The organism is Streptococcus suis (assembly GCF_046032115.1).
Classification (GTDB): Bacteria; Bacillota; Bacilli; order Lactobacillales; family Streptococcaceae; genus Streptococcus; species Streptococcus suis_AJ.
In genome coordinates, this window is record NZ_JARQOZ010000005.1 from 37206 (window position 1) to 57032 (window position 19827).

Sequence of the window (19827 nt, forward strand, 5' to 3'; positions counted from 1 at the left end):
TATGCAATTTACAATTTTATCGGGAGTAGTTGCTTTTATAGCAACGGTTATCCTGATACCTCGTTTTATTACCTTTTATCAAGCCAAACGCATCGAAGGTCAGCAGATGCATGAGGATGTGAAACAACATCAATTTAAGGCAGGAACTCCTACAATGGGAGGGACAGTTTTCTTAGTTGTTGCTATTCTGGTTACATTTATTTTTGCAGCTAGTTTTCAAATGCTCACTGGTGGTGTCTTAGGCATTCTCTTCATTCTAGCCCTTTATGGACTAGTTGGATTTTTGGATGATTTCTTGAAAATTTTCCGTAAAATCAATGAGGGACTCAATCCCAAACAAAAGCTAGCCTTGCAAATCTTGGGTGGACTAGTTTTCTACTTTGTCCATGTACGAGGTTCAGGTGGTGGTGAACTTAATGTTTTTGGGCATATTATCAATCTAGGAGTGCTCTATCTACCATTTGTTTTATTCTGGTTAGTCGGTTTTTCTAATGCAGTCAATTTGACTGATGGCATTGATGGTTTGGCTTCTATCTCAGTTGTTATCAGCTTGTTAGCTTACTCAGTCATTGCTTACAATGAGCAGAAATTTGATATTCTTCTGGTCTGTGTAACCATGATTGGTGGTTTGCTCGGTTTCTTCGTCTATAACCGTAAACCAGCCAAGATTTTCATGGGTGATGTGGGAAGTTTGGCACTTGGTGGCATGCTAGCGACTATTTCCATTGCCCTCCGTCAAGAATGGACTCTTCTTCTAATAGGTCTGGTCTATGTTATTGAAACATCATCTGTTATGTTGCAGGTTTCATATTTCAAATACACCAAAAAACGCTTTGGAGAAGGGCGTCGTATCTTCCGTATGACTCCTTTCCATCACCATTTAGAGCTCGGAGGTTTGACCGGAAAAGCTGAAAAATGGAGCGAGTGGCAGGTTGACTTCTTCCTATGGTCAGTCGGACTTGTCATGAGCCTGATTACCCTAGCTATTCTTTATCTATAGAATTTCAGAAACAGCAGAAATGCTGTTTTTTTACCTTGACAAATATGGTCGGGGGGGGGGTAAAATAGAGAGAGAATTGGTGGAGGATAAAAATGGAACAATTCAATCAAGAACAGTTATATGGAGTGGTTATTCAAACCATGACAGCTGCTAGTCAACTTCCTATGGTTAAAGTCAATCGGGAAGAATTTTTGAAGACTCGTTTTAAAGATAGTCCCTATCTAGATAAAATTATTGCGGATGGACCAACGGTGGTCTTCACTACAAAAGCTTTGCGTAAGGAAGCTGAAAAAATCATTAATGATATGACTACGAAAACATCTTTGATTTCTTTCGCAGCTGGTTTGCCGGGCAATCCATTTACAGCAGTAGCAGCGGGGACTGCGGATATTGCTCAGTATTTCGGTTTTGCCTTGAATTTGTCGCAACAAATCGCTTATCTTTTTGGTGAAGATGAATTATTTGTTGGTGAAGGGAATGACATTTCAGAAGAGGTTCAAATCCGCATTATTGCCTACATTGGTGTCATGTTTGGAGCAGGTGGTTCAGCAGTTCTTCTCAATAAAGTATCCAAGACAGTCGGAGCTAATATCGGTAAAAAAGTAGCTATGCAGGCTTTGACCAAGACAACTTGGTATCCCTTGGTGAAAAAGGTAGCCGCAGTGATTGGTGTGAAAATTACCAAAAAGACTGTTGAAAAGACCATTGCCAATGCAGTCCCTATTTTGGGTGGTCTGATTTCAGGAGGTTTGACCTATTTTACCTTCCAGCCCATGGGAGGGATGTTGGCAGACACATTTGTGAAAAAAATAAATGGTGATTTTGATGGCGAATTGGAACTCACGGAAGCCTTTAAAGCAAGTTTGGAAGAAGAGAAGGAACTTGGAATTATTGAGGCAGAATTTACTGAAGCAAGCGAGAGTTGATTAGGACGGGTATCCGTCCTTTTTGCTTGTCCACCTAAATCGTGCTATAATAGAGGGCAGTACAACTAAAGAGGGAACTATGAAATTTACAGATATGAAACTCAAGCCTTATATTCAGGAGGCTTTGAAAGAAATTAACTTTGTCCAGCCGACAGAAGTTCAGGAGAAATTGATTCCTGTTGTTTTGTCAGGGAGAGACTTGATAGGGGAATCAAAAACAGGTTCGGGTAAGACCCATACCTTCTTGATCCCGATTTTCCAAAAATTAAATGAGGAATTGGACCAAGTTCAGGCTGTTATTACAGCCCCATCTCGTGAACTGGCTACTCAGATTTATCAAGCGGCACGCCAGTTGGCTAGTCATTCGGACATCGAAGTTCGTGTGACCAATTATGTTGGCGGTACGGATAAGAACCGTCAAATTGACAAGCTTCAAGCTAGCCAGCCTCACATTGTTGTTGGGACACCAGGGCGTATCTATGATTTGGTCAAATCAGGTGACCTTGCCATCCATAAAGCCAAAACCTTTGTGGTGGATGAGGCAGATATGACCTTGGACATGGGCTTTTTGGAAACAGTTGATAAGATTGCTGGCAGCCTGCCAAAAGACTTACAATTTATGGTCTTTTCAGCGACCATTCCGCAGAAACTCCAACCGTTTTTGAAAAAATATTTGTCCAATCCAGTCATGGAACAAATCAAGACCCATACGGTCATTTCAGATACCATTGAAAACTGGCTGATTTCAACCAAGGGGCGTGACCGTAATGCTCAAATCTTGGAAGTAACCAAGCTCATGCAACCTTACTTGGCCATGATTTTTGTCAATACAAAGACACGTGCAGATGAATTGCATAGCTATTTGACTGCGAACGGTCTTCGTGTCGCAAAGATTCATGGGGATATTCCTCCACGTGAGCGCAAGCGGATGATGAACCAGGTGAAGAACTTGGACTATCAGTACATTGTTGCAACGGATTTAGCAGCACGTGGGATTGATATTGAGGGCGTCAGTCATGTCATCAATGATGCAATTCCTCAAGATCTTTCCTTCTTTGTCCACCGTGTGGGACGCACAGGTCGTAATGGTTTATCAGGTATTGCCATTACCCTTTATCAGCCAAGTGATGATGCAGATATTCGAGAGCTAGAAAAACTCAATATCAAATTTTTGCCAAAAGAAATGAAAAATGGCGAATTTGTCGATACCTACGACCGTGACCGCCGTACTAACCGTGAAAAATCTCGTGAAAAACTAGATTTGGAAATGATTGGCTTGGTCAAGAAGAAAAAGAAAAAAGTCAAACCAGGCTACAAGAAGAAAATTCAATGGGCTGTTGATGAAAAACGTCGCAAGACCAAGCGAGTTGAGGCGCGTGCAAAGGGTCGTGCAGAACGTAAAGCCAAGCGTCAAACCTTTTAAAGTAATCGAGGAAAAAGATGTTACAAAACATTCTAAGTTTTTATTTACAAGGATTGCTAATAGCTTCCTTGTTGATTATCACTTCTAGTCTGGTCTGGTTTATCTGGCGTGCGACAAAGGGTGTGGATAAAACCTTGCAAGAACGACAAGATTTCTTGTTTGATTTGTTGATGATTAATGTGATGACAATTCCCATTGCAGCCTTTGGAGTAGTGGGAATCTTATTAATGTTTAAAGCGTAGAAGGAAAAAGTATATGTACGATACAGTTGTAATTGGTGCGGGTCCTGCGGGGATGACTGCAGCTCTTTATGCAGGGCGTAGCAATTTAAAGGTAGCTCTTTTGGAACGTGGTATTTATGGTGGTCAGATGAACAATACCGCGGAAATTGAAAACTATCCAGGCTATGACCATATTTCAGGTCCAGCCTTGGCTGAAAAAATGTTTGAACCCTTGGAAAAATTCGGTGTGGACCATATTTTTGGCACCCTAGTCCGTATTGAAGAAGAAGGACAAATTAAGAAAGTGATCACTGAGGATGGTGTTTTGGAGACAAAGACAGTCGTTCTAGCCATGGGGGCAAAACACCGTTTGTTAGGTATTCCAGGTGAGGATACTTACAATAGCCGTGGTGTCTCATATTGTGCAGTCTGTGACGGTGCCTTCTTCCGTGGACAAAAACTCTTGGTTGTCGGTGGTGGAGATTCTGCGGTCGAAGAAGCTCTCTTTTTGACGCAATTTGCGGAGTCTGTGACAATTGTTCACCGCCGTGATCAACTTCGTGCTCAAAAAGTCATCCAGGACCGCGCCTTTGCTAATGAAAAAATTAACTTCATCTGGGATAGCGTAGTCGAAGAAATCAAGGGCGATGACTTACGTGTACAAAGCGTGGTTATCAAAAATGTGAAAACTGAAGAAGTTAGTGAACTTGATTTCGGTGGTGTCTTTATCTATGTCGGTCTGGATCCGATGACTGATACAGTTGCGGACCTAGGAATTACAGACGAAGCTGGTTGGGTTATCACTAATGAAAAGATGGAAACGACTCAATCAGGCATCTATGCCATCGGTGATATTCGTCAAAATCAACTTCGTCAGATTGCAACGGCAGTAGGAAATGGTGCAGTTGCTGGACAAGAAGTCTATAACTACATTACAGAACTAGCTGAATAGGGGAATACAATGTTTCATATTTACGATATTCAGAAAAATCCAGATGGAATCTCCTTTGATAAAACCTTGGATTTACAGGAAGAATTGCAAGCTCGAAATGGTGAAGTTCTAGGCTTGTCGCCAGTCCAAGTCACTGGAAATGTCCGTTTTGAATCAGGTTTCTTTTTCTTGGACTATCAGATGACTTATGATATTACCTTGGCATCCAGTCGTTCTCTGCAACCTGTCCTGTTACATGAAGAGCAAGACGTCAATGAACTCTTTGTAGCCAATGAAGCTATTCTTAAGGAGCAAGACCTGATTGATGAAGATATGGTACTGGTAGTAGAAGATGATCACATTGTCCTTGATGAGAGTGTAGCAGATAATATTTTACTGGCTATACCAATCAAAGTCTTGACACCTGAAGAAGAAGCTGGACAGGAACTACCATATGGTCAAGCTTGGGCTTTAATGACTGAGGAAGATTTTCAACAAAAAGCTCAAGAGAAAAAAGAGGCCAATAGTCCTTTTGCCCAATTACAAGGGTTATTTGGCGATGAGGACTAACTCAGATTGGCAAGATAGTTAAATTATCTGAAAATTCTTGTCAATTTTAAGCTTTCGGTGTATAATAAAAGAGATACAAATTAGAGGAGTAAACAAATGACTAAAGCAAATTTTGGTGTTGTAGGGATGGCTGTTATGGGCCGCAACCTTGCGCTTAACGTTGAATCACGTGGCTATTCAGTAGCCATTTACAACCGCTCTGCTGATAAAACAGAAGATGTTGTTGCAAGCAACCCAGGTAAAAACTTGGTACCAAGTTACGATGTGGAAAGTTTTGTGGCATCTATCGAAAAACCACGTCGCATCATGCTTATGGTTCAAGCTGGTCCTGGTACCGATGCAACCATTCAAGCGCTCTTGCCACACTTGGATGAAGGTGACATCTTGATCGATGGTGGTAATACTTTCTACGAAGACACTATCCGTCGTTCAAAAGAATTGGCAAACTCAGGTATTAACTTCATCGGTACAGGTGTATCTGGTGGTGAAAAAGGAGCCCTTGAAGGTCCATCTATCATGCCTGGTGGTCAAAAAGAAGCTTACGAATTGGTGGCAGATGTCTTGGAAGAAATTTCAGCAAAAGCACCAGAAGATGGAGCACCATGTGTGACTTATATCGGTCCAGATGGAGCTGGTCACTACGTAAAAATGGTCCACAACGGTATCGAGTATGGCGACATGCAATTGATTGCGGAGTCTTATGACCTCATGCAACACTTACTCGGTTTGTCAGTGGATGAAATGGCTGACATCTTTACTGAGTGGAACAAAGGCGAATTGGATAGCTACTTGATTGAAATCACAGCAGATATTTTGAAACGTAAAGACGACCAAGGTCAAGATGGACCAATCGTTGACTACATTTTGGATGCAGCTGGTAACAAGGGGACTGGTAAATGGACAAGTCAATCATCACTTGACTTGGGTGTGCCATTGTCATTGATTACAGAATCCGTATTTGCTCGTTATATCTCAACCTACAAAGATGAGCGTGTGGCAGCAAGCAAGGTCCTTCCAAAACCAGCTCCGTTTGCATACGAAGGCGATAAGGCTGAATTGGTAGAAAAAATTCGTCAAGCATTGTACTTCTCAAAAATCATGTCTTATGCACAAGGTTTTGCACAATTGCGCGTAGCATCTAAAGAAAACAACTGGAACTTGCCATTTGGTGAAATTGCAAAAATCTGGCGTGCAGGTTGTATCATCCGCGCTCGCTTCTTGCAAAAAATCACAGATGCCTACGGACGTGATGAAGATTTGGCAAACTTGCTCTTGGATGAGTACTTCCTTGATGTAACAGCTAAGTATCAACAGGCAGTTCGTGATGTTGTTGCCTTGGCAGTTCAAGCAGGAGTTCCTGTACCAACATTCTCAGCAGCTATTACCTACTTCGATAGCTACCGTGCTGAAAACTTGCCAGCGAACTTGATTCAAGCACAACGTGACTACTTTGGTGCTCACACTTATAACCGTAAAGATAAAGAAGGAATCTTCCATTACGACTGGTATAGCGAATCAAAATAGAAAAGATGGGCGTGGAAGCGCCCTTCTTTCTAGTCATAATACGATTCCTACACCATTTGAAAGAATAGAAAAGGATGGATAATGGCTAAGAAAATTTTGATTGCTGGTAAAGAACGCAATCTCTCGCATTTTGTTTCCATGGAATTGCAGAAAAAAGACTATCTTGTTGATTATGCATCGACAGGGAAAGAGGCTATGTCCTTGGCACATGAAACGGATTTTGACTTGATTCTGATGAGTTTTCAGCTTTCAGACATGTCCAGCAAGGAATTGGCTACAGAACTATTAGCGATAAAACCAGCCACGGTCATGATTGTGGTAGTTGAGCCGACAGAAGTTAGTCAATATGGGGAAGAAGTCCTCTCTTATGCTGTTTCCTACGTGGTGAAGCCCTTTGTCATCAGTGATTTAGTGGAGCAAATCTCTGCGATTTTTCGTGGTCGTGATTTTATTGACAATAACTGTAAGCAGGTTCACATGCATGCGGCCTATCGTGATTTGAAGGTTGATTTTCAAAATCGAACAGTGACTCGAGGTGATGAATTGATTAATTTGACCCGCCGAGAGTATGATCTGTTGGCGACCTTAATGAATAGCCCAGAGCCTGTTAGTCGAGAACAACTTCTTGAGCGTGTTTGGAAATATGAAGCGGCTTCTGAGACCAATGTCGTCGATGTATATATTCGCTATCTACGTGGTAAACTGGATTTGCCACATCAAGATTCATATATAAAAACAGTTCGTGGTGTCGGATATGCCATGCGCGATTGATTTAGAGTAGAGAGGAGGGAAGCTTTCCCTCTTTCTTTTTCTATAAGCGTGTGATAAAATAATAGCCAATAAGTAAGAATGGAAAAGTTATGAATACATCATTTAAAGAAAAAGTCATATTGATACTCTTATCTGGAGCGACATTGTTAGCTGTTCTCAACTGGTCTAGTATTTATGGGGCTATTCAACAATTATTAGGTAGTATGAATTCGCTTTTTATTGGAGCTATTTTTGCCTTTATTCTCAATGTTCCCATGAAAAAATTAGAAGATCAGTTTGAAAAAATTTCTTTTTTAAAGAAATCCAAGCGGTCTTTGGCAATTGTTGGAGTATTAATTGGATTTGCTTTAATTGTGACAGGACTGGTGGTGATTGTTCTTCCTACATTGGTGACGACTGTTTCAGAACTGGTTTCGGTTAGTAGCACAGCCATTCCAAAATCGGTAAATGCCCTAACTAATTTTCTTGAATCAAATGGTCTTTTGTCGGGACAAATCGGAGACCAGATTGCCAGCTTTTTGGATCAGTTGAAGAATTTAACACTTATTTCAAGTTTGGTCACACCGATTTTATCTGGCTTGGTGTCCAATGTGACGGGGATTTTTTCGAACACTATGACGTTGATAATGGCTTTCTTCTTCACTCTAGCGATTTTAGGGAGCAAGGAACACTTGCAGGCGATGACGAGAAAGTTCTTGCAGGCTACCTTGCCGGAGAAGGCTGTCAGAGTAGTGAACTATATTGGAGAAGTTATTGTTGATACCTATGACCGATTCTTGATGAGTCAGATTGTTGAGGCGTGTATCATTGGGACACTTGTCTTTGTTAGTTATTCGCTCTCAGGAATTCCTTATGCCAGCATGGCTGGTATTTTGGCTGGGGTCCTATCGTTTGTACCTTATATCGGTCCCTTTTCAGCGTGTTTGATTAGTGCTCTCTTTGTGGCGGTACAAAATCCGCTCTTGGCACTCTGGTCTATCGTACTCTTCCAGATTCTTCAGTTGATTGAAGGGAATGTGATTTACCCGCGCGTGGTTGGTCAATCAGTTGGTCTTCCGACTCTCTTTACCCTAGCAGCAGCCTTGATTGGTGGAAATTTGTTTGGCTTGCTTGGTATGGTCTTCTTTACCCCAATTTTTGCGGTTGTCTACCGCCTGGTTCGTGAATGGGTTGCCAGTCGATTGAAGAAGCAAGATGAATTATTGGTAGAAAGTGAGTAATTCTCGCTTTCTTTTATTTTTGTTAATTTTATGCTATACTGAAGTGATAAAGTTAATGTAGGAGAAAGAGTATGCGTTGTCCAAAATGTCAGAGTTTGAAATCAAGTGTCATTGATAGTCGTCAGGCTGAAGATGGCAATACCATTCGTCGTCGTCGTTCCTGTGATCAATGCGGTCAGCGTTTTACTACCTATGAACGGATTGAAGAGAAGACCCTTGTTGTTGTCAAAAAAGACGGAACGCGAGAGCAGTTTTCACGGGAGAAAATCTTCAATGGGATTATTCGATCTGCTCAAAAACGTCCTGTTTCGACTGATGATATCGATGAAGTAGTCAATCGGATTGAGCAAAAAGTTCGGGCTCAAGGGGAGAGTGAAATCGAGTCGGATGTTATTGGGAATCTGGTCATGGAAGAATTGGTTGAATTAGACGAAATCACCTATGTGCGTTTTGCATCGGTTTATCGTTCTTTCAAAGATGTTGGAGAGCTAGAAAATTTGCTTAAGCAGATGATTTCCAAAGGAAGTAAGGTAAAACCGGGAAAAAAAGATGAAACCAAATGATTTATTTGCCTATATAAAAATCAGCCCGTTTACACCTGATATTGTCAGTCTTAGCCAATGCTACCAGCCGATTATCGGTTTTGATGCATTAGCGCTTTATTATTACTTTTATAGTTTTGCCGATCAAGGGCAAGGACGTTACAAATGGACTGTCATTCTCAATCACATGGATTTTGGGATGAATCGTTTGGAGAAGGCTCTGGATATTCTGACTGCCATGGGGCTCCTAGAACTCTATCGTGCAGAAGAATTAACAGGTTTGGCGCTACAAGCCCCTCTGACCGTAAAAAGTTTTCTAGCGAAACCCTTGTATAAGAACTTGTTGGCGAGGAAGATTGGGGAGTCAAGCATGGAGAATCTGCTTGTTCACCTACCCAATCAGGAACAGAATATCTCAAAAACATTTTCTCAGGTCTTTACCATGGATGGGCAGGCTCCAGTTGTTTTTGAACCGAAACATGATTTTGACTGGTCTGCCTTCAAGGCCTTGATGGCCAAGGATAAGCTTCTTTTTCAGGATGAAGCTGAGGATATTATTGCGCTTAGTTACATAGCAGAGCAGGCAGGCTGGACCTGGTTGGAAACCTATCGTCAGGCTAAAGCAACAGCTATTGGACAGACGATCTCGACCAAACGCTTGCAGCAGTCACGTCAGTCATTGCCAACAGAAAGCGCCAACCTCACTGTCCAAGAACAAGCCATTGTTCGTGAAGCGAAATCAAAATCCAGCCTAACCTTCTTGTCCTTTATCAAGGAGCAACGGAAGGCAGCAGTGACCGCAACAGAACGAAAATGTTTGACGGATTTGGCCAATTTGGGTCTGCTTGACGAAGTTATCAATGTCTTGGTTCTCTATACCTTTAACAAGGTGGACTCAGCCAATCTGAATGAAAAATACGCAATGAAGCTGGGCAATGATTTTTCCTACAAGGGAATTGGTAGTGCAGAGGCAGCTGTTGTCTATCTCAGGGATTTGAAAGCTGGTCAACCACAAAGTAGACCCAAGCCAGAAACCAAAACCAATGTGCCTGAGTGGAGTAAGGAAGAGGTTCAGCAAGAACAAACGCAGGAAGGTCAAGCCAAGCTGGCTGCCCTTTATCGTGAATTAGAAGAAATGGAAAACAAAGGAGGTAGCTGATGAAATCAGTTCAAGACAGGTTGTCGCAGGCAACTAATCCAAGTCCAAAATCTTATCAGCAACTCTATCAGGAGATAGTGAGTGATCCTGAAGTCGCTGCTTTTATCAAAAAAGAAGGATTGACCCAGCAGGAAATTACTCTGTCCATTTCAAAGTTTTTGGAATATATTAGTCAGCGTGACCTATTTGTCAAACAGGATGAATCCTATATTGCTAAGGGGTATCAACCAGTTTTGGTCATGAATGAGGGCTATGCGGATGTGTCCTATCTGGAGACAGAAGAATTGGTCGAATACCGCCGTTTGGAAGCTATCAAGAACCGTATCCAGCTTATCAATATGCCAGCGAGTTTGAAAAATGTAACTGTGGCGGATATTGATAAGAGCGATGAAAATCGTGTGGAAGTCATGTTAGCCATTGCGGATTTTGTCAAGCGGTTTGAAGAAAAGCCAAAAGGTCTTTACATCTATGGAAATTTCGGTATTGGTAAAAGTTATTTGATGGCTTATTTAGCCAATTTGTTATCCAAAACTCATCTTCAGTCAACCACTATGCTCCACTATCCGACCTTTGTTGTCGATATAAAAAATGCTATCAAAGATGGTTCTGTCAAGGAGCGAATTGATGAAATCAAGATGGCTCAGGTCTTGGTGCTAGATGACATCGGAGCGGAGCAACATAGTCCGTGGGTACGAGACGATGTCCTGCAGGTCATTCTGCAATACCGTATGCAGGAGAATCTACCGACCTTCTTTACGTCCAATTTCTCCTTTGATGATTTGGAGCGACATTTTGCATCTGGCAAGTCTGGTGATGAGACCTGGCAGGCCAAACGGGTTATGGAGCGGATTCGCTATCTGGCTCGCGATTTGCATTTGAAAGGAAATAACCGCAGATGAATGAAACCATTGAGTTGATGCTGAACCATACTTCCGTCCGTCGTTTTACGGAAGAGCCGATTGAGGCGGAACATCTGCAAGCTATTCTTTCAGCTGGGCGAGCGGCCTCTAGCTGGAAGAATTTCCAGTCTTATTCCATCATTGTGGTGCAGTCGGAGGAGAAAAAACAGGCTCTCTATGATTTGGTGCCTCAGCCAGCTATTTTACAGGCTCAGGCCATTCTGGTTTTTGTGGGCGACCATAATCGTGCCAGCAAGGCGGCTCAACTCCATGGTTCAGACTTTGATGCCAAAGGAACAGAGAATCTCCTGATTTCTTCAGTCGACGCGGCTCTGGCAGGGCAAAATGCCCTTTTAGCAGCTGAAAGCCTGGGTTATGGTGGTGTCTTCATCGGTATGATTCGCCATAAGGCCTTGGCAATAGCAGAGCTGTTCAACTTGCCAGATTATACCTATCCAATTTTCTGCATTGCCCTGGGTCGACCAGCCCAAAACCATCCTGTCAAACCACGTTTGGCAAGTGAAGCTATTGTCTTCCAGGAAGAATATGTGGAGCAAGGCGTGGAAGTCATCCAAGCCTACGACCAAGTTCAGACAGACTATGCAGGTGCCCGTCAGACAGAAACTTGGTCGGAGCGTATGGTTGCCCAGTTTGGTCAGCCAGAGCAGCCTGAAACGAGGGCTGTATTAGAAAAAAATAAATTATTGTAAACTAGAAGAGGAGGAGCTATGGCTCTACCAACTATCGCCATCGTTGGACGTCCCAATGTTGGTAAATCAACCTTATTTAACCGTATTGCGGGGGAACGCATTTCTATCGTAGAAGACGTTGAAGGTGTGACCCGTGACCGTATTTATGCTACTGGTGAGTGGCTCAATCGTAAGTTTTCCTTGATTGATACAGGCGGTATTGATGATGTGGATGCACCTTTCATGGAGCAAATCAAGCATCAGGCTGAGATCGCCATGGATGAAGCGGACGTTATCGTCTTTGTCGTATCAGGCAAAGAAGGTGTGACGGATGCTGACGAGTATGTATCGCGTATCCTTTATAAGACAAACAAACCAGTTATTTTGGTTGTCAACAAGGTCGATAACCCTGAAATGCGTAATGACATCTACGATTTCTATTCGCTTGGTCTTGGAGATCCTTATCCAGTATCTTCTGTACACGGTATCGGAACAGGGGATGTCTTGGACGCTATCATTGAAAACCTACCAGCTCAGGAAGCAGAAGAAAATCCAGATATTATCAAGTTCAGCTTGATTGGTCGTCCAAACGTTGGTAAATCCAGTTTGATTAACGCTATTTTGGGTGAAGAGCGCGTGATTGCGTCGCCTGTTGCCGGAACGACTCGTGATGCGATTGATACGCACTTTACAGACCCAGATGGTCAAGAATTTACCATGATTGATACTGCAGGGATGCGCAAGTCTGGTAAGGTCTATGAAAATACCGAGAAATACTCTGTTATGCGTGCCATGCGTGCCATTGAACGCTCGGATGTCATATTGATGGTTATCAATGCAGAAGAAGGCATTCGTGAGTATGACAAACGCATCGCAGGTTTTGCCCATGAAGCTGGTAAGGGAATGATTATCGTGGTCAACAAATGGGACACGCTTGAAAAAGACAACCACACCATGAAGCAGTGGGAAGATGATATTCGTGACCAGTTCCAGTATTTATCATACGCACCGATTATCTTTGTGTCAGCCTTGACCAAGCAACGCTTGCACAAGTTGCCTGAGATGATTAAGGCTATTAGTGAAAGCCAGAATACCCGTATTCCGTCGGCTGTTCTTAACGATGTCATCATGGATGCCATTGCTATCAATCCAACACCGACTGATAAAGGTAAACGCCTCAAGATTTTCTATGCGACTCAGGTTGCGACCAAGCCACCGACCTTTGTGGTTTTTGTCAACGAAGAAGAGCTCATGCACTTCTCCTATATGCGTTTCTTGGAAAATCAAATCCGCAAGGCCTTTGTCTTTGAAGGTACACCGATTCACTTGATTGCACGGAAACGGAAGTAAGAAATGAAAAGAGGGCAACCTCTTTTTTCTTTGCAACTATTCGCAAATATGTTAGAATGGGACTAGGAGGTGATTTTATGGTAGCGTTTCCGATTTGGCGATTGTTCTTTATACTGCTTTCTATTTCCACTTTTTATTTTATTTTCTATGAAGATAGTCAGTATAAACCTTTTGGCTTTCGGTATTGGCTGGGATTAGCAGCTTGTATCTGGCTCCATTTTGTGACTTTGGTATCCTATTTTATCGCCTATACAGGCGGTTCGATTATGGTCAATAATCAGTATAAACTGCCACTGGTCGTGACATTCCTTTTTTGTCTATTCGTGGCTAGTATGCTAACCTTACTTTCCTTTAAAGCTATCAAGATGATGATTCGACGAACCAAATATTATCGACAGGTCGGAAAGGAAGTCTAGTATGGAATTTTTTGGTGAGTTGCTAGTTGAGTTTTTGACTGGTCTAGCAGACTTCGATGAAAAGAAACATCCTCCCTTTGGAATTCGCTACTGGCTAGGTTGGTTGGGAGTTCTGATTCATGTCTTACTCCTTGCCTTGCTCACTTGTGTGACCGTCTTCTTTTTCAAGTTTTTCTTGGATGGAAAAGGCTTGATTAACGTAGTAGTGGCAGTTGTTTTCCTGCTATTTGCCCTATTTTGGCTTTGGAAAAGCGGAAAAACAATTTTGAAAATGTGTCAAGCAACGATTTATTATTTAGCTATTCATTAGAGACACCAGTTTACCAACTGGTGTTTTTTGATACCTATTTAAACAATTCAAATTGAAAATATGCTATAATGAAAAGATAATATTTTAGATATATTTTACAGAAGAGCTGATGATTGGTTGAAGGATAAAGGAGTTAGAATGGGTCGCATGATGCCAGGGCGGATTCGCCAAGAAGGAATTGATTTGTACGAGGCTGGAAAACTGACTGTTCTTCATAGTGAGAATGGAAAGATGGTGCTGGATATTGCTGGTGAGCGCTTTACTTATGGCGATGCAGATAGCGATTTACAGTGTAGTTGCCAGTTATTTCAAAGTAAGGGCTACTGTCAACACCTAGCTGCCACGGAGTATTTTTTAAAAAATGATGCCTCAGGCAAGGATATGAAGCAGTCTTTGAAAGAAGATGGTGAACAACATAAGGAAACCGTCCGTCGGACATATTTTGGCGGTCTCTTTTTAGATGAAATTTTGCGGCCAGAACCTGAACTGGGGCTTAAGTATCAGTTATCAGTTGAAGGGAGCTTATTGCCTTATGATCGTCAGATAGATTGGACCTTGAAAATTACCCGCTTGCCAGATACACGTTCGTACATTGTGCGGGACATCGGAGCTTTTTTGCGCATTGTGAAAGCCAACGGTCACTATCAGATAGGTAAAAATTATTATGAGCAAGTTACTTATGAAAATTTTGATGAACCAAGTCAGGCTCTCCTGGATTTTCTCTGGGCCTTGGTACCAGAGAAAGTTGGTATAGATTCGGATATTCTTACTCATTTTGGACGACATTTTCGTCTGCCACAAGCCTATTTTGAGGAGGGGTTGGAGCTGTTAAATCAGCTAGAACATTTTAACTTTTCCTATCAACAGCAGTCCTATTCCTCCTTGATGGTTCTTCCGTTGACAGGGGAGGAAGGGCTTTATCATTTTGAGGTGACCGTTCACACGCAGATGATTGAAATGGTTATTCACGAAAAAACAGTCCGACCTCTTTTTCATGGGCGCTATCTCTTAGTAAATGGCACGGTTTATAGTGTCAATCGCCATCAAGAACATCTGATTTACCAAATTTCAGAACTTGTTCCAACCGAATCAGGTTTGAGAAAAGTGCAGGTGGATTTCCCTGACCAAAATCGTCTGGCTTTAAGCTTGCTGGATTTGCAGACAATTGGGACTGTTAAGGCACCTAAACGCTTTATCATTCATGATTTCAAGCCAGAATTTCATATTCAGATGGAGGCAAATGAAAGTTTATCACTCCAATTGGTTTTGGATTTTGATGGACGTCAGGTAAGGAGTGAAGAGGATTTGGCTCTCCTGCCTTTTGCCAGCCATTTCCAACATTTGGAGAGGGTCTATCAGGCTATTCGTCTAGCTGGCTTTAGGGGGACATATCATGCCCAGAGAGCAGCTCTTAGTCAGCAGGAGCTCTATCCATTTTTCCAACAACAATTGCCTATATTACAAAAAATGGGGCAGGTTCATCTAGCAGAAAAGCTCCAGGCTTTATATATTGAAGCCAAACCTCAATTAGAAATTGTGCGTAACGGCTCACTTTTGGATATTTCGTTTGACTTATCAGGTATTGAACAATCTGAAATCGATCAGGCGATTACAGCCTTGTTGAATCAAGAGGATCACTATACTAGCCCGAGCGGTAAGGTATTTGTTTTTGATGAGGAAACCAAGAAAATCAGTCAAACCTTAATCTATCTGCGGGCCCGTCATGGTAAGGAGGGGCAGGTACAAGTCCATGCTCTTGCCAGTTACCAATTGGCTCAATCCTTGTCACAATTCAACCAAGTCAGTTTCTCCAAGGAATTTGAGGAAATGGCAAGCTATCTAGCTCAGCCAGATTTGTTCCCGCTTCCTGCTGTGGAAGTAACAACGTCGCTTAGGGATTATCAGCAGACAGGGCTTAAGTGGTTGACTATGCTGGATACGTATGGTTTTGGTGGAATTTTAGCTGACGACATGGGGCTTGGAAAGACCTTGCAAACTATCGCCTTTCTGTCCAGTCGGATGACAAAAGATTCCAAAGTTTTAGTATTGGCACCGTCTAGCTTGATTTATAACTGGTTAGATGAGTGCAAGCGGTTTGCTCCAAGTTTAGATGTGGCTGTTGTCCATGGAAACAAGGACCAGCGTGAAGAGATCATTGCCAATGGTCACCAAGTCCTAGTTACCTCCTATCCATCCTTCAGACAGGATGTTGCACTCTATAAACAGGAACGCTTTGACTACCTCATTTTAGATGAGGCTCAGGTCATGAAGAATGCCCAATCTAAGATTGCACAGCTACTGCGTGAGTTTGAGGTTGGTAATTGCTTTGCCCTCTCAGGTACGCCGATTGAAAACCATTTGACGGAACTCTGGTCCATTTTCCAAATTGTCTTACCAGGTTTATTGCCAGGCAAACAAGACTTCGGTAAATTAGCAGCCAAGGACATTGCGCGGACCATTCAACCCTTCGTTCTCAGACGTCATAAGGAAGACGTTCTTCAGGAATTGCCTGATTTGATAGAGGTCAATGTGCTTAATGAACTAACAGATGAACAAAAAGCTATCTACCTAGCCCAGCTTCAACAAATGCGGACTCAAATAGCTGGCGCAGATGATGCTCAAATCAATCGTAGCAAGATAGAAATCCTATCAGGAATTACTCGCTTACGTCAAATCTGCGATACACCCAGCCTTTTCATGGAAGAGTTTAGTGGTGAGAGTGGCAAACTTAATAGTTTGAAAGAATTACTCTTGCAGCTAAAAGAAGGTGAACACAGGGTCTTGATATTCTCCCAATTCAGAAATATGCTGGAAAAAATAGAAGAACAGCTAAAAGAAATTGGGATGACATCCTATACTTTGACTGGTTCAACCCCTGCTAACCAACGCCAAGAAATGACACAGGCCTTCAATGCAGGAAGTCGAGATGCCTTTCTCATTTCCTTGAAAGCAGGTGGCGTTGGCTTGAATTTGACAGGTGCAGACACAGTCATCCTAGTTGACCTTTGGTGGAATCCTGCCGTGGAAGCACAGGCTATCAGTCGGGCTCACCGCATGGGGCAGACTGAAAAGGTTGAATGCTATCGCCTGATTACTAGAGGGACAATCGAAGAGAAGATTCAAGAATTACAAGAAAATAAAAAGAACCTTGTCAAAACAGTCCTTGATGGCAATGAAAGCCGAGCGAATTTGACGGTTGAGGATATTCGTGAGATTTTAGGGATTGAGTGATATGGAATCAGTTGACTCAGCGTAGAATTAGGAAATAAGGCCTAAGTATGGTATAATAAGGGTTCGAAAGGATGACTTATGATTAGACATGAAAAAAGATTTCCACTAGTCGCAGATGATGAGGTACTAGTTGGAGAAAATCCAATTATGAGTTTATATGATGAGAGCGACCTGATTAGCAATATCAGGGGACCTTATCAAGAAAAGGAATTTAGCTGGTCTACCGATTCACAGCGAGTTGCGTCGGCAAAACCAGTAGCACAAACGGAAGATGAGCTCCTGCCTCCTCTGTTTGAAGCTAAGCCAAGCCATTATTCTCGCAAGGAACGCCTTCAGCAACTGACTAAAACGAAGCCTTCTCCAGTGAAAACACAGGGGCAGTTGGCTCGCGAACAGGCTAGAGAAGACTTGAAGAAAAAACGATCAGCAACCTACTTAAGAGATGAAAAACCAGCACCAGCTAAAGTTGTGGTGAAACCTCCTGTCGTTTCAACAACTGAATCTAAGGCAGGTCGGTTGACACGTTTGGCGGACAACCTACGTCAGACAGACTATATTCTCGCTGATATGCCAGCTGTCTATTCTTTGAAGAAAGAAGATAGAGAACAGGAGCAGATTATAAAGAAAAATTCGTATGACTTTTTAAGAAAGAGTCAGGTTTACAATTATCCTGAGCGCAGACAACAACGAGATCGCCAAGTGGCACAAGAATTGAATTTGACACATATAGAAGAGGGATAACATGACAAAAACCTATCATTTTATCGGAATTAAGGGATCAGGTATGAGCGCACTTGCTCTTATGTTGCATCAAATGGGGCACAAGGTTCAAGGTAGTGATGTAGAGAAATACTACTTTACACAACGTGGGCTTGAACAAGCTGGGATTCAGATTTTACCGTTTGATGAGAAAAATATTACAGCAGATGTTGAATTGATTGCTGGTAATGCTTTTCGTCCAGATAACAATGTGGAAATCGCTTATGCTGATGCCCAGGGCTATACCTACAAACGTTACCATGAATTTCTAGGTGAATTTATGAAAGGTTTTACGAGCCTCGGTGTTGCTGGTGCCCATGGTAAGACCTCCACAACGGGATTATTGGCACATGTTATGCGCAATATCACAGATACTACCTTCTTAATTGGTGATGGTACTGGTCGCGGTTCGGCAAATGCTCAGTATTTTGTGTTCGAATCCGATGAATACGAACGCCACTTTGCCCCATACCATCCTGAATACAGCATCATTACCAATATTGATTTTGACCATCCAGATTATTTCACTAGTCTAGAGGATGTTTTCAATGCTTTCAATGATTATGCGAAGCAAGTAAAAAAAGCTCTCTTCGTTTTTGGTGAAGATGAGCAACTTCGTCGTATCACGGCAAATGCTCCAATCTACTATTATGGCTTGGAAGACAATAATGATTTTGTTGCCTATGACTTGAAGCCTTCTACAAGTGGTTCACAATTCAAAGTTCGCCATGGTGAAGAAGAGTTGGGAGAATTCCAAATTCCAACCTTTGGCAAGCATAATGTGATGAATGCAACAGCTGTTATTGCTAATCTCTATATTGCTGGATTTGATTTGCAACTGGTTGCAGAACACTTGAAGACATTTGGAGGTGTCAAACGTCGCTTTACGGAGAAAATTGTCAATGATACTGTTATCATTGATGACTTTGCTCACCATCCAACGGAAATCATTGCAACCATTGATGCGGCACGTCAGAAGTATCCTAGCAAGGAGTTGGTAGCCATCTTCCAACCACATACATTCACTCGTACCATTGCGCTTCTCGATGAGTTTGCAGATGCTTTGAATGGAGCAGATGCAGTTTACCTTGCTCAAATTTATGGCTCAGCGCGTGAAACAGACAATGGTCAGGTTAAGGTAGAAGATTTGGCGGCTAAAATCAACAAAAAAGGTGGACTTGTTACAGTTGAAAACACTTCACCACTTTTAGACCATGACAATGCAGTATATGTATTTATGGGCGCTGGTGATATTCAGTCCTATGAATATTCCTTCGAAAGACTCTTGTCAAATCTTACAAATAACGTCCAATAAAAAGAAAGACGGAGGCCTATGGCCCCTGTTTTTCCGCTATATAAGGGAGAAAATTATGGAAATTCGTTTTGCTACTCCTTCGGATTTAGAACAAGTTGTTTTGATTGAAAATGCCAATTTTTCTAAAGAGGAACGGATAGCTGAGTCTGTTCTTGCCATTTATCTGAATGCTTTGAGTAAAACCTGTTTAATAATGGAACACGATGGGGAAATAGCAGGATATTTATTATCCTGTCCCTCTGTTTCGCAGACTGTTACAGACGATATTTTTTACTTGACAGAGAGTGACATGCCGACAGGCGGTCACCTAGCTATTGCCAGTCTCTCCGTAGCGGATACCTATAAGGGACAGGGAGTGGGAACTCTTTTGTTGGCAGCCATAAAAGAAGTGGCTTTAGCGGGAGGATTTGAAGGCATTGCTCTAACCTGTAAGGAGTATTTGATTGGCTACTATGAAATGAACCAGTTTGAAGACTTTGGCCCCTCCTTGTCGCAATTTGGAGGACAAATGTGGAGTGATATGTACTGGAAAGCCTTGTAGAAAGGGAAGTTCTTGCAATTCATAAGCCTT

General features: G+C 42.2%; 20 protein-coding genes. All 20 read left to right on the forward strand.

The annotated features are described in order from the left end of the window. The first annotated feature begins 1 nt into the window (after nt 1). The 20 genes from mraY (at nt 2) to P7J36_RS02975 (ending at nt 19797) form a co-directional block, all read left to right on the forward strand. Nucleotides 2–1000 carry a phospho-N-acetylmuramoyl-pentapeptide-transferase gene (gene mraY, locus P7J36_RS02880; RefSeq protein WP_408551088.1) on the forward strand — a complete coding sequence of 333 codons (999 nt, stop codon included), beginning with the start codon at nt 2–4 and terminating at the stop codon, nt 998–1000. Between the two features lie 92 nt (nt 1001–1092). Then, entirely contained in the window at nt 1093–1926 is an 834-nt protein-coding gene (locus P7J36_RS02885) for a hypothetical protein (RefSeq protein WP_408551089.1), read from the forward strand. A gap of 79 nt (nt 1927–2005) precedes the next feature. Next, the gene (locus tag P7J36_RS02890) at nt 2006–3349 is read left to right on the forward strand and encodes a DEAD/DEAH box helicase (RefSeq protein WP_408551090.1); all 1344 of its coding nucleotides are present in this window, start codon (nt 2006–2008) and stop codon (nt 3347–3349) included. Between the two features lie 17 nt (nt 3350–3366). Further along, nucleotides 3367–3591: a DUF4059 family protein gene (locus P7J36_RS02895; protein ID WP_002936682.1), complete on the forward strand. Its 225-nt coding sequence runs from the start codon at nt 3367–3369 to the stop codon at nt 3589–3591. Between the two features lie 13 nt (nt 3592–3604). Continuing rightward, nucleotides 3605–4522 carry a thioredoxin-disulfide reductase gene (trxB, locus tag P7J36_RS02900; RefSeq protein WP_002942687.1) on the forward strand — a complete coding sequence of 306 codons (918 nt, stop codon included), beginning with the start codon at nt 3605–3607 and terminating at the stop codon, nt 4520–4522. Between the two features lie 9 nt (nt 4523–4531). Further along, nucleotides 4532–5071, forward strand: a complete 540-nt coding sequence (locus P7J36_RS02905) for a YceD family protein (RefSeq protein ID WP_408551091.1) — start codon at nt 4532–4534, stop codon at nt 5069–5071. 96 nt (nt 5072–5167) lie between these two features. Further along, a complete protein-coding gene (gndA, locus tag P7J36_RS02910; RefSeq protein ID WP_002942698.1) occupies nt 5168–6595 on the forward strand; it encodes an NADP-dependent phosphogluconate dehydrogenase in 1428 nt (475 codons plus the stop codon). 81 nt (nt 6596–6676) lie between these two features. Then, nucleotides 6677–7366, forward strand: a complete 690-nt coding sequence (locus tag P7J36_RS02915) for a response regulator transcription factor (protein ID WP_012027645.1) — start codon at nt 6677–6679, stop codon at nt 7364–7366. An 89-nt stretch (nt 7367–7455) separates the two neighbouring features. Beyond that, nucleotides 7456–8586, forward strand: coding sequence for an AI-2E family transporter (locus tag P7J36_RS02920; protein WP_002942701.1), 1131 nt, complete (start codon nt 7456–7458; stop codon nt 8584–8586). 71 nt (nt 8587–8657) lie between these two features. Beyond that, on the forward strand, nt 8658–9149 hold the full coding sequence (gene nrdR / locus P7J36_RS02925; RefSeq protein WP_408551092.1) for a transcriptional regulator NrdR: 492 nt from the start codon (nt 8658–8660) through the stop codon (nt 9147–9149). Then, a complete protein-coding gene (locus P7J36_RS02930) occupies nt 9136–10287 on the forward strand; it encodes a replication initiation and membrane attachment family protein (RefSeq protein ID WP_408551093.1) in 1152 nt (383 codons plus the stop codon). Before nrdR ends, P7J36_RS02930 begins: the two co-directional genes overlap by 14 nt. Continuing rightward, nucleotides 10287–11186: a primosomal protein DnaI gene (dnaI, locus tag P7J36_RS02935; protein ID WP_044752054.1), complete on the forward strand. Its 900-nt coding sequence runs from the start codon at nt 10287–10289 to the stop codon at nt 11184–11186. Before P7J36_RS02930 ends, dnaI begins: the two co-directional genes overlap by 1 nt. Continuing rightward, a complete protein-coding gene (locus P7J36_RS02940) occupies nt 11183–11896 on the forward strand; it encodes an NADPH-dependent oxidoreductase (RefSeq protein ID WP_408551094.1) in 714 nt (237 codons plus the stop codon). The genes dnaI and P7J36_RS02940 overlap by 4 nt, the downstream gene beginning before the upstream one ends. Before the next feature lie 18 nt (nt 11897–11914). Continuing rightward, nucleotides 11915–13225: a ribosome biogenesis GTPase Der gene (der, locus tag P7J36_RS02945; protein ID WP_408551095.1), complete on the forward strand. Its 1311-nt coding sequence runs from the start codon at nt 11915–11917 to the stop codon at nt 13223–13225. 77 nt (nt 13226–13302) lie between these two features. Then, on the forward strand, nt 13303–13641 hold the full coding sequence (locus P7J36_RS02950; RefSeq protein ID WP_408551096.1) for an MFS transporter: 339 nt from the start codon (nt 13303–13305) through the stop codon (nt 13639–13641). Nucleotide 13642: 1 nt separating this feature from the next. Beyond that, entirely contained in the window at nt 13643–13951 is a 309-nt protein-coding gene (locus P7J36_RS02955; protein ID WP_044767374.1) for a hypothetical protein, read from the forward strand. Between the two features lie 138 nt (nt 13952–14089). Next, the gene (locus P7J36_RS02960; protein ID WP_408551097.1) at nt 14090–17182 is read left to right on the forward strand and encodes a pilus expression-regulating Snf2 family helicase; all 3093 of its coding nucleotides are present in this window, start codon (nt 14090–14092) and stop codon (nt 17180–17182) included. Between the two features lie 78 nt (nt 17183–17260). Then, on the forward strand, nt 17261–17923 hold the full coding sequence (zapJ, locus tag P7J36_RS02965; RefSeq protein ID WP_044690367.1) for a divisome accessory protein ZapJ: 663 nt from the start codon (nt 17261–17263) through the stop codon (nt 17921–17923). A gap of 1 nt (nt 17924) precedes the next feature. After that, nucleotides 17925–19256: a UDP-N-acetylmuramate--L-alanine ligase gene (gene murC / locus P7J36_RS02970; RefSeq protein ID WP_029944131.1), complete on the forward strand. Its 1332-nt coding sequence runs from the start codon at nt 17925–17927 to the stop codon at nt 19254–19256. Between the two features lie 55 nt (nt 19257–19311). Continuing rightward, nucleotides 19312–19797 carry a GNAT family N-acetyltransferase gene (locus P7J36_RS02975; protein ID WP_024375822.1) on the forward strand — a complete coding sequence of 162 codons (486 nt, stop codon included), beginning with the start codon at nt 19312–19314 and terminating at the stop codon, nt 19795–19797. Nucleotides 19798–19827: the final 30 nt, after the last annotated feature.

Coding starts and splice junctions, on each gene's coding strand:
- mraY (WP_408551088.1), top strand. CDS start 2: ATGCAATTTACAATTTTATCGGGAGTAGTTGCTTTTATAGCAACGGTT.
- P7J36_RS02885 (WP_408551089.1), top strand. CDS start 1,093: ATGGAACAATTCAATCAAGAACAGTTATATGGAGTGGTTATTCAAACC.
- P7J36_RS02890 (WP_408551090.1), top strand. CDS start 2,006: ATGAAATTTACAGATATGAAACTCAAGCCTTATATTCAGGAGGCTTTG.
- P7J36_RS02895 (WP_002936682.1), top strand. CDS start 3,367: ATGTTACAAAACATTCTAAGTTTTTATTTACAAGGATTGCTAATAGCT.
- trxB (WP_002942687.1), top strand. CDS start 3,605: ATGTACGATACAGTTGTAATTGGTGCGGGTCCTGCGGGGATGACTGCA.
- P7J36_RS02905 (WP_408551091.1), top strand. CDS start 4,532: ATGTTTCATATTTACGATATTCAGAAAAATCCAGATGGAATCTCCTTT.
- gndA (WP_002942698.1), top strand. CDS start 5,168: ATGACTAAAGCAAATTTTGGTGTTGTAGGGATGGCTGTTATGGGCCGC.
- P7J36_RS02915 (WP_012027645.1), top strand. CDS start 6,677: ATGGCTAAGAAAATTTTGATTGCTGGTAAAGAACGCAATCTCTCGCAT.
- P7J36_RS02920 (WP_002942701.1), top strand. CDS start 7,456: ATGAATACATCATTTAAAGAAAAAGTCATATTGATACTCTTATCTGGA.
- nrdR (WP_408551092.1), top strand. CDS start 8,658: ATGCGTTGTCCAAAATGTCAGAGTTTGAAATCAAGTGTCATTGATAGT.
- P7J36_RS02930 (WP_408551093.1), top strand. CDS start 9,136: ATGAAACCAAATGATTTATTTGCCTATATAAAAATCAGCCCGTTTACA.
- dnaI (WP_044752054.1), top strand. CDS start 10,287: ATGAAATCAGTTCAAGACAGGTTGTCGCAGGCAACTAATCCAAGTCCA.
- P7J36_RS02940 (WP_408551094.1), top strand. CDS start 11,183: ATGAATGAAACCATTGAGTTGATGCTGAACCATACTTCCGTCCGTCGT.
- der (WP_408551095.1), top strand. CDS start 11,915: ATGGCTCTACCAACTATCGCCATCGTTGGACGTCCCAATGTTGGTAAA.
- P7J36_RS02950 (WP_408551096.1), top strand. CDS start 13,303: ATGGTAGCGTTTCCGATTTGGCGATTGTTCTTTATACTGCTTTCTATT.
- P7J36_RS02955 (WP_044767374.1), top strand. CDS start 13,643: ATGGAATTTTTTGGTGAGTTGCTAGTTGAGTTTTTGACTGGTCTAGCA.
- P7J36_RS02960 (WP_408551097.1), top strand. CDS start 14,090: ATGGGTCGCATGATGCCAGGGCGGATTCGCCAAGAAGGAATTGATTTG.
- zapJ (WP_044690367.1), top strand. CDS start 17,261: ATGATTAGACATGAAAAAAGATTTCCACTAGTCGCAGATGATGAGGTA.
- murC (WP_029944131.1), top strand. CDS start 17,925: ATGACAAAAACCTATCATTTTATCGGAATTAAGGGATCAGGTATGAGC.
- P7J36_RS02975 (WP_024375822.1), top strand. CDS start 19,312: ATGGAAATTCGTTTTGCTACTCCTTCGGATTTAGAACAAGTTGTTTTG.